This is a genomic window from Hyphomonas pacifica, assembly GCF_000682675.1.
Lineage (GTDB): Bacteria > Pseudomonadota > Alphaproteobacteria > Caulobacterales > Hyphomonadaceae > Hyphomonas > Hyphomonas pacifica.
This window is the reverse complement of sequence record NZ_AWFA01000067.1, coordinates 62,501-77,742: the sequence shown is the minus strand read 5'-3', so window position 1 is coordinate 77,742 and position 15,242 is coordinate 62,501. Positions and strand designations below refer to the sequence as shown.

At 57.7% G+C, this 15,242-nt stretch carries 13 protein-coding genes, 1 tRNA gene and 2 rRNA genes (1 of these 16 cut by a window edge); 7 read left to right on the top strand and 9 right to left on the bottom strand.

Features of this window, described 5'->3' with window-relative positions; genetic code table 11:
* Positions 1–149: 149 nt before the first annotated feature.
* Complete coding sequence (locus HY2_RS15030; protein WP_051595094.1) at positions 150–824, bottom strand: cytochrome b/b6 domain-containing protein; 675 nt, start codon at positions 822–824, stop codon at positions 150–152.
* A 6-nt stretch (positions 825–830) separates the two neighbouring features.
* The gene (locus HY2_RS15025) at positions 831–1,349 is read right to left on the bottom strand and encodes a c-type cytochrome (RefSeq protein ID WP_051595093.1); all 519 of its coding nucleotides are present in this window, start codon (positions 1,347–1,349) and stop codon (positions 831–833) included.
* Between the two features lie 187 nt (positions 1,350–1,536).
* On the opposite strand from HY2_RS15025, the gene HY2_RS15020 reads away from it, so the two are divergent.
* Positions 1,537–2,517, top strand: a complete 981-nt coding sequence (locus HY2_RS15020) for a glutathione S-transferase family protein (protein ID WP_034829044.1) — start codon at positions 1,537–1,539, stop codon at positions 2,515–2,517.
* A gap of 90 nt (positions 2,518–2,607) precedes the next feature.
* On the top strand, positions 2,608–3,756 hold the full coding sequence (locus HY2_RS15015; RefSeq protein ID WP_064773926.1) for an acyl-CoA dehydrogenase family protein: 1,149 nt from the start codon (positions 2,608–2,610) through the stop codon (positions 3,754–3,756).
* A gap of 69 nt (positions 3,757–3,825) precedes the next feature.
* Here HY2_RS15015 and HY2_RS15010 read toward each other — a convergent pair whose 3' ends face one another.
* The 3 genes from HY2_RS15010 to HY2_RS17210 all read right to left on the bottom strand — a co-directional run bounded on the left by HY2_RS15010 (position 3,826) and on the right by HY2_RS17210 (position 6,938).
* Positions 3,826–4,713: a hypothetical protein gene (locus HY2_RS15010; RefSeq protein ID WP_034829041.1), complete on the bottom strand. Its 888-nt coding sequence runs from the start codon at positions 4,711–4,713 to the stop codon at positions 3,826–3,828.
* A gap of 117 nt (positions 4,714–4,830) precedes the next feature.
* On the bottom strand, positions 4,831–6,348 hold the full coding sequence (locus tag HY2_RS15005; RefSeq protein ID WP_034829124.1) for a flavin-containing monooxygenase: 1,518 nt from the start codon (positions 6,346–6,348) through the stop codon (positions 4,831–4,833).
* 134 nt (positions 6,349–6,482) lie between these two features.
* The gene (locus HY2_RS17210; protein ID WP_081815090.1) at positions 6,483–6,938 is read right to left on the bottom strand and encodes a hypothetical protein; all 456 of its coding nucleotides are present in this window, start codon (positions 6,936–6,938) and stop codon (positions 6,483–6,485) included.
* Between the two features lie 167 nt (positions 6,939–7,105).
* On the opposite strand from HY2_RS17210, the gene HY2_RS15000 reads away from it, so the two are divergent.
* From HY2_RS15000 to HY2_RS14990, 3 genes are read left to right on the top strand one after another with little or no spacing between them, the layout of a single operon-like run.
* The gene (locus HY2_RS15000) at positions 7,106–9,112 is read left to right on the top strand and encodes a transglycosylase domain-containing protein (protein WP_051595091.1); all 2,007 of its coding nucleotides are present in this window, start codon (positions 7,106–7,108) and stop codon (positions 9,110–9,112) included.
* Positions 9,113–9,152: 40 nt separating this feature from the next.
* Positions 9,153–10,193: a class I SAM-dependent methyltransferase gene (locus HY2_RS14995; RefSeq protein ID WP_034829039.1), complete on the top strand. Its 1,041-nt coding sequence runs from the start codon at positions 9,153–9,155 to the stop codon at positions 10,191–10,193.
* Positions 10,193–10,864: a pseudouridine synthase gene (locus HY2_RS14990; protein ID WP_034829037.1), complete on the top strand. Its 672-nt coding sequence runs from the start codon at positions 10,193–10,195 to the stop codon at positions 10,862–10,864. The genes HY2_RS14995 and HY2_RS14990 overlap by 1 nt, the downstream gene beginning before the upstream one ends.
* Here the strand turns inward: HY2_RS14990 and HY2_RS17385 are convergent.
* Entirely contained in the window at positions 10,861–11,016 is a 156-nt protein-coding gene (locus HY2_RS17385) for a hypothetical protein (RefSeq protein WP_155836567.1), read from the bottom strand. The two genes, HY2_RS14990 and HY2_RS17385, sit on opposite strands and share 4 nt — an antisense overlap.
* Positions 11,017–11,434: 418 nt before the next feature.
* Between HY2_RS17385 and HY2_RS14985 the strand changes: the two genes are divergently transcribed.
* Together HY2_RS14985 and HY2_RS14980 are read left to right on the top strand one after the other, a co-directional pair.
* The gene (locus HY2_RS14985) at positions 11,435–13,264 is read left to right on the top strand and encodes an ABC-F family ATP-binding cassette domain-containing protein (protein WP_034829035.1); all 1,830 of its coding nucleotides are present in this window, start codon (positions 11,435–11,437) and stop codon (positions 13,262–13,264) included.
* A 99-nt stretch (positions 13,265–13,363) separates the two neighbouring features.
* The gene (locus tag HY2_RS14980; RefSeq protein ID WP_158534051.1) at positions 13,364–13,756 is read left to right on the top strand and encodes a PAN domain-containing protein; all 393 of its coding nucleotides are present in this window, start codon (positions 13,364–13,366) and stop codon (positions 13,754–13,756) included.
* A 135-nt stretch (positions 13,757–13,891) separates the two neighbouring features.
* Here HY2_RS14980 and HY2_RS14975 read toward each other — a convergent pair.
* From HY2_RS14975 to HY2_RS14965, 3 genes are all read right to left on the bottom strand, one after another.
* Positions 13,892–13,968 (bottom strand) — tRNA-Met (locus HY2_RS14975).
* A gap of 159 nt (positions 13,969–14,127) precedes the next feature.
* Positions 14,128–14,242 (bottom strand): 5S ribosomal RNA (gene rrf, locus HY2_RS14970).
* Between the two features lie 91 nt (positions 14,243–14,333).
* Positions 14,334–15,242 (bottom strand): 23S ribosomal RNA (locus tag HY2_RS14965); it runs 1,865 nt beyond the window's last position.

The window sequence follows — 15,242 nt, the reverse complement described above, 5'->3', positions numbered from 1 at the left end:
AACGGTGCCTGAAGTAAAGCATGCAGGCCTGAACGTGTTCCGCCGGAATGTGTGGAAAAAGCTGCGCAGACGGGGCGTGACACCTAATTGTGCAGGCCCGGCCCTTCAAGGGCTGGCACTGCACGCAAATTGACGGGAGGTGTGACGCGTCAACCGACCGTCAGGATACCATAGACAGCTGCCACGGCCACGACCGCAGCGATCAGGAAACGGACCCATGGCAGGCGGTTGTCCGAGACATCTGCCTCCCTGAACTCTGCCGCGGCCCGGCGGCCCGTCACCATGGGCCGGACGAGATTGTCCTTGAAGAAGACAAGATACACGGCAATCGCAATGACATGCAGACAGATCAGGGTGAACAGCACATTGAAGCTGATCTCGTGAATCTCCGCCGCCTGACGACCCGCATCAAAGGAGATCAGGCTGGCCAGCGGACCGGATTCGAGGCCATCCGTATCGACTGTGAAGAGACCCGTGCCGAGTTGCGCGGCCAGCGCCGCCAGCATGGCAAACACGCTGAGCGAGCCGACGGGGTTATGCCCGAAATGCGGACGGTGCCGGCCCGCCAGCAAATCTTTCACATAGCCGACCAGTACGGCCGGCCCCGTCACCATGGCGGCGAAGCGGGCGGTCTTCGGCCCGATCACGCCCCAGACAAGGCGGAACACCAGAAGGGCCACCAGGGTGAGCCCCATCCGCTTGTGCCAGTCCATAATGCCCTGCTCTGCCGTCCACCACATGGAGGCAACAAGCAGAACTGTTGCCCAGTGGAACAGGCGCACTGCGCCGTCCCATACGATGACGCGCCTCGTCTCTTCCATCATGCCGGATCAGTCGTCTGCGCGATAGGTTTCGTGGCAGGACTTGCAGGTTTTGCCGGTTTCGCCGAACGCTACCTTGATTGCCTCGACATCGCCAGTCTGCGCGGCCTCGCTCAACTGGGCGGCTTCGGTCTGGAAATCTGCGACGAGCTGGTTGAACTCTTCCGGGCTTTCCCAGATGGTCGGCAGGGCATCCGTTTTGACGCCGCTGTCAGGGCCGGAGCCTTTCGGGAACCAGGTTTCCATGCCTTCGGCTTCAGATACGAGATTTGCGGCGGCTGTCTGGATGGCGGTCATGTCCGGATCGGAGGCTTTCAGCTGGTCGCTGATCGTCTTAAAGGCCTTGCCGTAATTCTTCAGATGGGCCTGACGGGCATCAATCTGTTCCTTGGGGGTCATGCCATTGGCCAGGATAACCGCTTCGGCCCCGGCATCCGCCGTATCCGGCGCATCCCCCGACCCACACGCCGCCAGAAGGGAAAGGCCAAGCAGGGCCGCGACGGCAACAGATGTCTTGCGATGGGTCATGAGGGAGTCTCCTTGAAAGGTTCGCTGCATTTGAATGGATAAGCAAACCCGTGAGCAGGAGCAAGCGTTCCCTCAGGCTAATATTGGGCCTGCAATCGCCTGAATAACTGTTATGTTAGCGAAACCATTGAGCTCGCTCGCGCGTAGTAAAATATAAGGGAAATGAGAAAAAACAAAGGACTGGGATATGGCTGGACTGCTGGTAAATGGCGAATGGAAACAGAAGGACGAGTTCGCCGAGGAAGATGGAAAGTTCAAACGTCAGGATTCCGCCTTCCGTAACTGGATTACCACGGATGGCTCCCCCGGCCCGGGTGGACAGAATGCCGTCAAGGCAGAGGCCGGGCGGTATCACCTCTATGTTTCATATGCCTGTCCGTGGGCCCACCGCACGCTCATCTTCCGAAAGCTGAAGGAATTGCAGGATTTGATCCCAGTCAGCGTGGTGCATCCGCACATGCTGGATGATGGGTGGGAGCTATCAGACGACTTCCCGGGCGCGACGGGCGATCCGCTCTATGGCAAGAAATATCTGCACGAAATCTACACGCTGGCCCGGCCATACTATACCGGCAAGGTGACTGTGCCTGTGCTTTGGGACAAGCAGGAAGAAGCAATCGTGAACAATGAGAGCGCGGAGATCATTCGCATTTTCAATACTGCCTTCAACGAGATTACGGGGAATACAGAAGACTATTACCAGGACTCGCTGCGCGATGAAATCGACCAGGTGAATGACCGCATCTACACGACCGTGAATAATGGCGTCTACAAATGCGGCTTTGCTGAAACCCAGGACGCCTATGACGAAAACATCACGCCCCTGTTTGATACACTCGACTGGCTGGAGCAGCGCCTGTCGACAAATGGTCGCAAATATCTGGTGGGCAATATGCTGACGGAGGCGGACATTCGCCTGTTCACGACCCTGATCCGCTTCGACCCTGTTTATTATGTGCACTTCAAATGCAATATGAAGCAGATCCGCGCCTATCCTGCACTGAATGATTATATGCAGCGTCTGTACGAAATGCCGGAAGTGAACCCCACGGTGAATTTCGATCACATCAAGCAGCATTATTACTACTCTCATAAGCACATCAATCCGTATCGCATCGTGCCGAAAGGCCCCCGTGAAAATGTGACGGATCTGGGCATCCGCATGTAGCGCGGCACGCCATCCACGTATTTCCCCTGATTGCAGATGAAGACAGCAGGCGGCTAAGTGTTGCGGACACTCCGGACAAGGGAGAGTGACATGGATGGCAGTTTTCCGCTCGCAGAGCCCCTGCTCTGTGATCATTCGCATGGCAGGGCAGACGCAGCCTTCCGCGCCGAAGTCGATGCATTCCTTGATGAAGAACTGACCGAGGAATTGCGCATGGCAGGCCGCGCGACGACGGGCCTGAAATCTGCCCATTGGGCGTGTGATGCCTGGCGCAAGCGTCTGGCAGAACGCGGCTGGTATGCGCCCTCCTGGCCCATCGAATATGGCGGCGCGGGGTGGAGCCTCCAGCAACGCCTCTACTTCGAAAATGCCTGCGCGGAGCGCGATGCGCCGATCCTGATGAATTCAGGCGTGCGCACCATCGGCCCCCTGATCATCGCTGCCGGCACCGAAGAGCAGAAAGCTCATTATCTTCCCGCCATCCTGCGGGGAGAGCATGAATGGTGCCAAGGTTTCTCAGAGCCACAAGCGGGCTCTGACCTCTCCTCCCTAGCCTTCCGCGCAACGCGGGACGGCGATGACTTCATCCTGAATGGCAGCAAGGTTTGGACCAGCTTCGCACATTATGCGACGCACATGTTCCTGCTGGCGCGGTGCGAGCCCGGCAGCAGGGGCCGCGATGGCCTGGTTTTCCTGCTGGTCGAGATGCACCGCCCCGGTATCCGTGTACGGCCGATTGAGTTCATCAGTGGCGAAAGCGAAACCAATGAAGTGTTCTTCGACGATGTCCGCACACCGGTCGCTCACCGCATTGGCAAAATCGACGAAGGCTGGAAAGTGGCAAAACAGCTGATGGCAATTGCGCGTGGCAACAACACGACGACCGGCCTGCTGCGCCGCGCCTTGCGAGCTGTCCGCCGCGGACTGGATGATCTGGAAGGCCACTATCCCGCCATGGAGGCCAAACTCGGCGCGATGACAATGAAAGTCGATACGTTCGAGGCCATGGAAGCGCGCGCCTCTCACGGGATGCTGGATCTGACAGATGCCCCTGCCGCGTCTGCCCTAAAGCTGCTCGCCACAGAGCTGCATCAGGAGATTACGGAGTTCGGGCTCGTCGCTGCACCGGATAGCGAGTTTGCCAAGGCGAAATATTTCGCGACGCGCGCTGCGACGATCTATTCCGGTACCAGTGAAGTGCACCGCAACATTCTGGCGCACGCCATTGGCTGCCCCTGATTTCGGGCCCTGGATATTTGCCTTGAAAATTCCGGGATGAAAGGAATGTGCGTATCGAGAGCAAGAGGTTTAAGGGGCGGCGTTCGCCGCCATGGCTTCAATCTCGTCCAGCGCCGTCTGGCGATCCTTTGACCAGTAAAGGCGCGATTTCTCGCTGGCCAGCACCGTGTCGCGATAGGCCTCCACCTTCGCCGCAATGGCACGCGCCGTAGGCGGGTCGCTTTCGGCAACCGCTCTGGCCGCCGCCATGCGAATGCTGTTCAGCTCAAAATGCAGTCCCCATGTTGGCTGCGCCATGGGACACGCCGCGCCCAGCGCTTCGGCGAATTGCAGGGCAAGCCCCTCGCCGCCCGGATTCGTGTCCAGCCATTCGCGGGCAATTCTCACATCCTGCGTCAGGCCCCGATGACAGGATTTCGGCCAGTCAGGCCCAATTATGTAGGGTTGAGTGATGCCGTATTTCGCCTGAAATTCCAGCATGCCATTGACGAGATCCTTGCGAAGGGCAACCGCCTGTTCCTCCTCTACCTCGACATCGACAATGTCTGCGCCATTCAAGGCTTCAAAGATGTCGTTATGTTCGTCCATCTTCCAGTAAGCGGTCGAATAATCGAAGGCTGCATACCACTCGGACATCACCGCGTCATTACTGGCCTCTTCCTCCATCATCCGAAGCGCGCGTGTAACATGCGCCGCCGCGGCATAGTGCACGGCAAAGTCATTCTCCGGACACTTGCGAGCGGCAGCATCAAATAAAGGAAGCAACGCATAGAGCCGGTTGGGCGTCTCCGACACTTCGACCACGCTGACCATCACATGGCGCGAGAGGGCCTCGCCGCAGTCCAGAGCCTCATCGGACTCGGCCATGGCTTGGCCGGACACAATAATCGCCGCCAGCCCGGCACTGCAGGCCAGTCTCGCAATACGCACAGCAGGCGTTGTCCAGAATGCAAACATGAAAATCCCTCCCACACGGAACTGGTAGGAGGGAAACTAGATGGCTCTTTATGCCGTGACCAGCACTTTCACGGACGGACGCAAGAATGCCCAGATTCCGCCTGCTGACGGCCCTGATCAGGCGTCTTCCGGCACTTTTGCCTTTTTGCGTTCATAGACGAATTCAGCGCCTTCCAGATCAATCGTCGGCAATTCATCCCGCTCGCGCCAATAGTCCTGTGTGTGTTGCCAGATATAGGCCGTGCCGCGTTTCGGCATCAAATGCATGGAACGCATCAGATAGCCCGGATTGAAATTGTCCGGATCGATCCAGGGCTTGATCTCCATATCCTTGTCTTCCTCGCGCAGTTCCACGCGCACCTCGGCCGCGCCGATCTCGTCCATATGCTTCAGCAGACGGGAGATGAAATCCCCCATCAGGTCCACCCGCAATGTCCAGCTGGCGCGGAAATAGCCAAACACCCAGGCCATATTCGGTACGCCGGTAAACATCATGCCGCGATAGGTGACCGTCTGGCTGAAATCAATCGGCGCACCATCCTTGGAGAACGGAATGTCTCCGAGCACGGACAGGTTAAAGCCCGTCGCCGTGATGATGATATCGGCCTCCAGTTCTTCGCCGGATTTTAGCAGAATGCCTTTCTCGGTGAAGCGGTCGATCTGGTCCGTCACGACGCTCGCCTTGCCGCTGGCAATGCCCTGGAACAGGTCTCCGTCCGGCACGAAGGCAATCCGCTGCTGCCAGGGGCGATAGCGGGGCGTGAAATGCGGGTCCATCGGGTAATCCGGGCCCAGGAATTCACGCACACCGTTCAGCAATTGCTCTTTCACGGCGTCCGGCACGGTCTGCGCCAGATGCGTGAACTGCGCCTGATCGAACAAGACGCGGCGGCGCACGATCTCGTGAATCCACTCTTCCTCAATGCCCACTTCGCGCAGGGCATCGGCCAGTTCGTTTTCGTTGCGGCCTGGAATGAAATAGGTCGGCGAGCGCTGCAGCAGCGTGACATGCTCGCATTCCCCGGCAATCGCTGGCACGACCGTCGCCGCCGTCGCGCCGGAGCCGATGCAGATGACCTTTTTGCCTTTGATGTCCACATCTTCCGGCCAGGTCTGTGGGTGGATGATCTGGCCCTTATAGTCGTCCATCCCCTGCCATTCGGGCGTGTAGCCCTTCTCGTGATTGTAATAGCCTTGGCACATCCACAGGAAGTTTGCGGTAAAATACAGGGTCTCGCCCGTGTCTTCGCGCTTCGCCGTCAGAGTCCACAATTTGTCTTCAGACGACCAGTCCGCCGCCACGATGCGGTGGCGATAGCGGATGTTTGGAGCCAGATCATTATCCTCAATCACCTCGCCCATATAGGTGAGGATTTCCTGGGCCGTGGCGATGGGCGTGCCCGTCCATGGCTTGAAGCGATAACCGAAAGTGTAGAGGTCGCTGTCGGACCGGATGCCGGGATAGGTGTGCGTGCGCCAAGTGCCGCCAAAGTCTTCCTGCACTTCAAGAACCAGATAAGTCTTGTCCGGGCATTGATGCTTCATGTGCCAAGCAGCGCCGATGCCGGATATACCTGCGCCGACGATCAGTACGTCAAAATGCTCTGCTTCTGTCGTCTTGCTCGATGATGCCATATTTTCCTCCCATGCGCGGCTCATTAACGGCCTGCGGTCATTATTGGTCAGAGTAGACCAGATTTTCGGAAGGATTTCACTAGGGAGTTGTCCTTAAAATTTAAGATCACGCAGCGTAAGGCAGATGCAAAAGCCTAACCTCGCTTAGAGAGTAAGCGGCAAGCCATGTACTCCTTGTTCCAACGCGTAGCAAAAGTATCGGAAACCACAAACCAACTTGAATTTGGCCCACCGGCACCATGATTTGCGCCCATACATGAACACTGACATTCGTGCCCCTTGGCATTCATACAAGCAGGTGCGCATTTCTCCTGCTCGCGATATGGCTGAATAATATAGGTCTGACCGAATCTATGGAGAGACTGCTCCACTAGATCATTGAACCACGCCTGCGGAAGCTCCCAAGTTTTGTCATTATAATCCCATTTGGGCTTTCTTCTTTTTTGTCCCCTCAACCACTGTCGATTTCCATCTGCATATGGAAGCCTTGCTAACAGAGGATTGCCCGGCCCTCTTCTGAGAAGAACAGGTATGAGTTTGGATTCCCGCGCCCAGATTTGTTTTATTCGCTGCTCATCTGAAATGATCATTTTTCTGGCCCCCTGTCCTACAGGACAAAAGAATGATCTTAAAAATTGAATTCACGCAATCAATAATTGATCGCGCCCAACTCCTCTGTAAGATATTTTGCCTTTTCCTTGCCTAATTCCTCAGTCACTTCTCTTGTTTACACATGGCATTCAGGTAATCGGCAGATATGGCAGGCAAAACAGCCCCCCGAAAATCCGCGCGCGCCATCAAGGTGCCCTCAAAACGCTTCGCCTTCGTACGCAGCGGGCCCGGCAAATATCTGGCGCTGTCATTGCTGTTCGTGCTGTTGGTGGCGGCTGGCTGGGGCCTGTGGAAGTGGCGCTCGCTCTATGCCGGCATGCCCAGCCTGCCTGAAGTGTCAGAGCTGTGGAACTCCAAACGCGAACCGGCGATCGAATTCGTGGACAGGAACGGCAATACGCTGGATGTGCGCGGCCCCCGCTATGGCCGGGCGACGGATGTGAGCCGACTGCCCCCGCACGTGCCGCAGGCCTTCATCGCCGCCGAAGACAAGCGCTTTTACGAGCATGATGGCGCAGACGATGCGGCCATTGCCCGCGCAGCCTGGTCCAATATGCGGGCCGGGGAAACTGTCTCCGGCGCCTCCACTATCACGCAGCAGCTGATCAAGAACCTCGTGCTCGACAGCCGCCAGACGATTTCCCGCAAGGCACAGGAAATGAAGCTGGCCCGTGCGCTGGAAAAGAAGATGACGAAGGACCAGATCCTGTCGCTCTATCTGAACCGGGTCTATTTCGGCGCGGGCCTGTACGGCATTGATGCCGCCGCGCGCTATTATTTCGGCAAGCCGCCGGAAGATCTGACCATATCTGAAGCGGCCCTTCTGGCCGCCCTGCCAAAGGCGCCGTCAAAACTGAATTTGCGCGAGAATCTGGAAGGCGCGAAATCCCGCCAGCGCTATGTGCTGTCTGAAATGGCTGACCTTGGATTCATCACGCGTGAACAGGCGCTTGAAGCAGGCGAAGCGCCCATCACGATTATTGATCCGCCGGCCTATGACCCGCAATTCGGCTATGCACTCGATACAGCGGCAGAGCGCCTCAAGGCCATGCTGCCGCGCATTCCGGGGGATCTGGTGGTCACCGTCTCCATTGATCCGCAGATGCAGCAGAAGATCCAGACGAAACTGGCTGAGCGTATGGAGAAAGACGGCAAGGCCTCCAAAGCTTCGCAAGTCTCAGCGCTCGTGATCGACAAGGATGGCCGCGTCATCACCCTGATTGGCGGGCTGGATTACAAGGCCTCCGAATTCAACCGCGTGACCCAGTCCCGCCGCCAGCCAGGCTCAGCCTTCAAACCCTTTGTCTATGCCACCGCGCTGGAGAATGGGTTCACACCTTATGATGTGTTCCAGGATGCGCCGCTGTCTATCGGCAAGTGGACGCCGTCAAACTATACTGGCAATTATCTGGGCCCGATGACGCTGAGCGAAGGGCTCGCACGCTCGATCAACACGATCGCAGCAGAGCTGGGTCAGGAAGTCAGTGAAGAGAATGTCATTCAGCTGGCCCAGCGATTTGGCATCACGACGGAGCTGAAGCCCTTCCCCTCCATCGCGCTGGGCAGCCAGGAAGTCTCTCTATGGGAGATCACACGTGCCTTTGGCACATTCCAGTCTGGCGGCGAAAGGCTGGACCCATGGCTGATCGACCGTATCGAGAATTCGCGCGGCGACATTCTGTATGAGCGCCCGAATTATAACCGCGACCGCGTCTATGATTATGAATACGCCAAGGAAATGAACGCCATGCTGACGCGCGTGGTGAACAGCCGGATTGGCACTGGCGGCAAAGCGAAGATCCCCGGCTGGACCGTGGCCGGCAAGACCGGCACTAGTCAGGACTGGCGAGATGCCTGGTTCATCGGCTTTACCAGCGCCTATGTCGGCGGCGTCTGGGTGGGCAATGATGATGACAGCGCCATGAACCATGTGACCGGCGGCGGCCTGCCGGCTGATCTGTGGTCTGACGTGATGACCATCGCCCATGCCGGCATGAAGCCGGAGCCCCTGCTGGGCGCGGAAGAAGGGTTGGAGATGAGCGAAGACGCCGAAAAGCGTATCACCTTCTATCGGGGCCTGGCCCAAGCCTTCAAAACGGCCTCTGGCGGGCGTAGCCCGGATGGCAACAAGGTGCGCGTGATCCGGCAGTAAGCCTCTTCCCCGCGCCCCTTAAAACTTCTAAACAGCGCGCATGTTTGATGCAGCTGTCTATGAAACCCTTATGCTGGCCCTGGAAGACGGGTCTGTCGCGATGCCGGAGACGGGACCGGTTCTTTTCTTGCGCGCAGAAGTCTCTCCGTATCTTTCCGGCCTGCCGAAGGACCGGCTTGTCTGTCAGAACAGTTTCAAGCCGGATCATGATGCGCTGAAGGCAGCAGGCTTTGAGATGTTGCCACCGGAGACCGAGACTTTCCCGGCCACGGCGCTGACGCTGATCTTGCCGCCGCGCCAGAAGGATGAGGCCCGCGGCCTGTTCGCCCGCGCCCTGCGCGATGCGCCGGAAGGCGGCATCCTTCTCGCCTGCCTACCCAATACGCTGGGCGCGAAGACGAATGAGAAAATCCTGGGCGAGATTGCCGGAGACACCGACAGCCTGTCCAAGAACAAGTGCCGCGCCTTCTGGACCCTCAAGGACAGCACACAGATCAATCACGCCCTCATGGGTCAGTGGATCGCGCTCGACTCCCCGCAGGAAATGGAGAGCGGCCTGTGGAGCCGTCCGGGCCTGTTCAGCTGGAACCGCGTCGATGCCGGCTCTGAAATTCTGGCTGACAGCATTCCGGAATATATCAAGGGTCATGGCGCAGACTTTGGCGCAGGTCAGGGCTTTCTGGCGCGCGAAGTGCTCTCCAATTGTCCGAATGTGGAGCATATGACGCTGCTGGAGGCAGAGCACCGCGCCCTGGCCTGCATCGACAAGACAATGGCAGGTTTTGAGAACTGGGATGCCAAATGGGCTGATGCGACGAAGGATGCAGGCGAGCGCCTGTATGATTTCATCGTCATGAACCCACCCTTCCATGTTGGCCGCGCGGACGCGGCTTCACTGGGGCAGGATTTCATCCGCGCCGCCTCCCGCGCGCTGAAGACCGGAGGTCAGCTCTGGCTCGTTGCCAACCGCCACCTGCCCTATGAGCAAATACTGGGCGAGTGCTTCAAGGGCCATGAAATGCTGGAAGACGAAGGCGGCTACAAGATTATCCGGGCCGAAAAGCCCAAGCGGAAACGCTGATGAAATCTGATCGTCAGCTTGCGAAATATCTGGCGAACCTGGGCTATGGCAGTCGCAAGGAAGTTGAGGCCGCCATTCGCAGGGGCCGCGTGACAGGCGAAGGCGAGAGCTTGCGCTTTGATGGAGAGCCGGTCGACCCCGCCCCCGGAATGGTGATCCTGATGAACAAGCCGGCGGGCTTTACCTGTTCGCGTCAGGATCAGGGCAATCTTGTTTATGAATTGCTGCCGCCGCGCTATCTGAAACGCACGCCTGCGCTCTCGACGGTCGGACGGCTGGACGCAGATACGACAGGACTTCTTCTCTTTACGGATGATGGAAAACTGCTGCATAAGCTGATCTCTCCCAAACCCGGTACACCGAAAACCTATGAAGCAACACTCGCCCGCCCCCTGGAAGGCCATGAGGCAGAGCTGTTCGCAAGCGGAGCGTTGATGCTGCGCGGAGAAGACAAGCCGCTGCTGCCCGCCACGCTTCAAATCACTGGAGAGCGCACCGCGCGGCTGACCATCACGGAAGGCCGCTATCATCAGGTGCGCCGGATGTTTGCCGCTGCCGGAAACCATGTCGAGGCCCTGCACCGCGCAAGCTTCGGCCCGCTCATCCTTGGCGACCTGCCGGAGGGCGAATGGCGTCTTCTGAGCGCGGAAGAAATCTCCGCGCTCGCCTAGTATTCGAGTTCCAGTTTCAGCTGGAAATGGCCGTCCGCCTCTGTCTCGCCAAAGCCGGCGAGATAGCCGATCTGGATCTTAGACTCTCCGCCGCCAAAATCCGGCAGTTCGAATTGCGCAATCGGCCCCCAATAATGGGCCTCGGCGAGCATGGCCTAGCCGCCCTCTTCAGCGCCGCCTGTGAACTGCCCATAAACCAGTTCAAACTCGGCCGCGCCTATCTCGACCAGAGGGCCATAGACGGCTTTTCCAGGTTCTGCATAAGCCGCGGCCAAGAAGACGGATGAGAGGCACAAGCCCAAGCGAGCAAACTGTCGATACATGACGTTTCCTGTTTGCTTTCAAGAGGAACGCCCGCAGGCTTTTAATTTTTCATTGAGGCAGTAGGCGATTTTGGCTGATCCCTGCGCCCCTGCATGCAAGCCCCTGCCACCCATTCTGCGTCCTGTGTAGCAGGCCAGACACAAACGCGGCGGCGTACCCATTCGCGGCCAAATACAGGCTGACAGAAAAAGCAGACCGCGGCCTCAGACAGCACGCCCCCTAGCGCCGCATCCTTCGGCGCGCTACATCGCGCGCATGGCACAACCTCCCTTGATTACCCTAAATGACCTTCGCCTGTCCTTTGGCGGCAAACCCCTGTTCACAGGGGTCAGCTTCTCCCTCTCCAAGGGGGAACGCGTGGCCTTGGTCGGCCGCAATGGCGCAGGCAAATCCACCTTGATGAAGATCATCTCCGAAAATGTGGAAGCCGATTCCGGAGAGGTCTGGTGCCAGCCCGGCATCACCTATGCCATCGTCGCGCAGGAGCCGGACCTTTCCGGCTTTGACACGGTGCTGGACTATGCCTCCGACGGGCTGGAAGCAGACTATATGGCCGAAGCGGAGCTGATGGAATTTGGCGTAGAGGCCAGCGCCGATCCGTCAACCCTGTCTGGCGGACAGCAACGCCGCGCGGCGCTCGCCAAGGCCTTCGCGCAAGATCCTGACGTACTGCTGCTGGACGAGCCGACCAACCACCTGGATGTGCCCATGATCGAAGCGTTGGAAGCGCGCCTGAAAGGGTTCAATGGCGTTGTCCTTCTGGTTAGCCACGACCGGCGCTTTCTGGAAAATGTCTCCACCAACACGCTGTGGCTGCGCCAGGGCAAGGTGCTGAAAAGCCCTGAGGGCTATGTGAAGTTCGACGAATGGGCAGAGCAGATCGAGGTGGAAGAAGAACGCCAGATGCGGCGCATGACGACCCAGCTGAAAGACGAACAGCACTGGCTGGCGCGTGGCGTGACTGGTCGGCGCAAGCGTAACCAGGGCCGCCTCGCCAAGCTGAAACAGATGCGTGTTCAGCATGCGGAAATGCGCAGCGCCCTGCAGGATCGCAAGAATACGGCGGATCTCTCCGTCAGCAGCGGCGACTCGATGAGCAAGAAGGTGATCGAGGCCAAGGATCTTTCCAAGACGTTCGACACACCCAAAGGCCCGTTGGTGATTGCAAAGGATCTGTCACTGCGCATTTTGCGCGGAGATCGCATCGGCATTATCGGGCCAAACGGTGCAGGCAAGACGACGCTTGTGCGCCTGCTGCTTGGAGAGATTGAACCGGATTCCGGCAGTGTACGACAATCAAAGACGCTGCAAGTAACCTATCAGGACCAAACCCGCGACACGCTGAACCCGACCGATACGGTATGGGAGGCATTGGCACCAGGCGGCGGCGATTCCATCATGGTGCAGGGCAATCAGCGCCATGTGGCCGCCTATGCTAAAGACTTCCTGTTCAAGCCGGAACAGCTGCGCCAGCCCGTGGGTGCACTGTCTGGCGGGGAACGCAACAGGCTCGCGCTCGCCATCGGGCTTGCTCAGTCCTCAAACCTTCTGGTGATGGACGAACCGACCAATGATCTGGATATGCAAACGCTGGAATTGCTGGAAGACATGCTGCTGAATTATGATGGCACGCTGATTCTGGTCAGCCACGACCGGGCCTTCCTGGACTCGACCGTGACAAGCTGCCTCTGCCCTGTGGGCGATGGAAGATGGGTTGTCACCGCCGGAGGCTGGAGCGACGCGCAAGACCAACTGAAGCATTTCCGCAAGGATGAGGCGACCGCTCAAAAGGCAGAAAAAACCAAGACAGACAATGCACAACGCCCGAAACCCAAGACGAAACTTTCCTTCAAGGACGAGCATCGCCAAAAAGAGATAAACGATCTGATCCCCAAGCTGCAGGCGGAAATCAAGACACTGGAAGAGAAGCTGGGCGATCCGGATTTCTATTCGCGCGATCCGGACAGCTTTGCCAAGGCCTCGGCCCGCACGGGCGCGGCACGTGAAGAGCTCGACATGATCGAAATGGAATGGCTGGAAATTGAGGAAAAGCGCGAGGCACTGGCCGGGGGCTGATCTTTCCAGTCTGCCCTGCAGGGAACTCTTCTTTAAGGTGGCCGCTTCTAGTCTCGCAGACACGTCTAGCGAGTATTTTTCATGCGCCCCTTCCCTACCATGCTGATCCTGGCCTGCCTGGCGATACCTGTGGCGACGGCCACTGCCGCACCTGCCGGCGAACAGGAAACAGGCATTTACAGGCTTGGCGGCACCTATGATTACAGCTTCACGGAAACAGAAGATGCGTGCGAGGCGATCTGTGCGGCAGATGAAGCCTGCGTCGCATGGAGTTTTGTGAAGAGTAACAGTGCAGACAATTCCCGCTGTGAACTGAAAGATACAGTCGGAGCAGCCCAGCGGAATCCATTTGCTACTTCCGGAAAGTCTGCTGCGTCGGCAAGCGGCGTGAGCACTGACTCCGCATCTACTATTTCTGGTATTGGGGAGCAGCCTCGCGAAGAGCTTGCAGGCGGACCGCTTCCCTCCACCTCGGATCCGAGACCTCATTAATTTCTATTTTCTTCTTTGAGCGTGCGGGCAGCTTCTTCGTAAAACGAATAAGCGCAGCTAGTATGATGTCTTCACGACATTTCCGCGCAAGAAACAGGAAAACCCCCGAAATCCGCGAGGATTTCAGGGGCTTGTTGGGTGCGGGAGTAGGATTTGAACCTACGACCTTCAGGTTATGAGCCTGACGAGCTACCGGGCTGCTCCATCCCGCGTCAGTATGTATTACACTTAGGAGACTTGCCCCTTAAATGCAAATCCGGCCACGAGGGCCGGACAGATCCGCCAGAGCAAGCTCGGCGGCAGGCCGTAAACGGCCAAAATCGTCGTAAGTAGAAAGATATGTCTGCAAGACAGATAACTGGGCTCTGCGGACCCGGCAGCGACCTACTCTCCCACGCCTTAAGACGTAGTACCATTGGCGCAAGGGGGCTTAACGACCGAGTTCGGAATGGGATCGGGTGGGGACCCCCTGCCATAACCACCGGGTCGGCGGAAACCAGTCAGGGAATATGAACCAACATGTTCTTTATCGAGTTTGTGTAGAAGCAAATACGTTTTCAACTACACATGAATTTCAACAATCAAGCCTATCGAGCAATTAGTACCGGTTAGCTTCACGTGTCGCCACGCGTCCACACCCGGCCTATCGACGTGCTGGTCTTGCACGGCTCTCAGGGATACCTGGTTTTGAGGTTAGTTTCCCGCTTAGATGCTTTCAGCGGTTATCTAGTCCACACATAGCTACCCTGCAATGCGGCTGGCGCCACAACAGGTCCACCAGAGGTGTGTTCATCCCGGTCCTCTCGTACTAGGGACAAATCCTCTCAAGTATCCAACACCCACGGCAGATAGGGACCAAACTGTCTCGCGACGTTCTGAACCCAGCTCACGTACCACTTTAATCGGCGAACAGCCGAACCCTTGGGACCTGCTCCAGCCCCAGGATGTGATGAGCCGACATCGAGGTGCCAAACGATGCCGTCGATATGGACTCTTGGGCATCATCAGCCTGTTATCCCCGGAGTACCTTTTATCCGTTGAGCGATGGCCCTTCCACTCGGGACCACCGGATCACTATGACCGACTTTCGTCTCTGCTCGGGGTGTCCCCCTCACAGTCAGGCAGGCTTATGCCATTGCACTCAACGAGCGATGTCCGACCGCTCTGAGCCTACCATCGCGCGCCTCCGTTACTCTTTAGGAGGCGACCGCCCCAGTCAAACTACCCGCCACACAGGGTCCCGGTCCCATCCAGGGACGCGGTTAGACATCAAAGAAATTAAGGGTGGTATTTCAAGGTTGGCTCCACAGCATCTGGCGACACTGCTTCAAAGCCTCCCACCTATCCTACACATAAGTTCTTTAATGCCACTGTGAAGCTGTAGTAAAGGTTCACGGGGTCTTTCCGTCTGACCGCGGGTACCCCGCATCTTCACGGGGAATTCAATTTCGCTGAGTCTATGTTGGAGACAGTGGGGAAGTCGTTA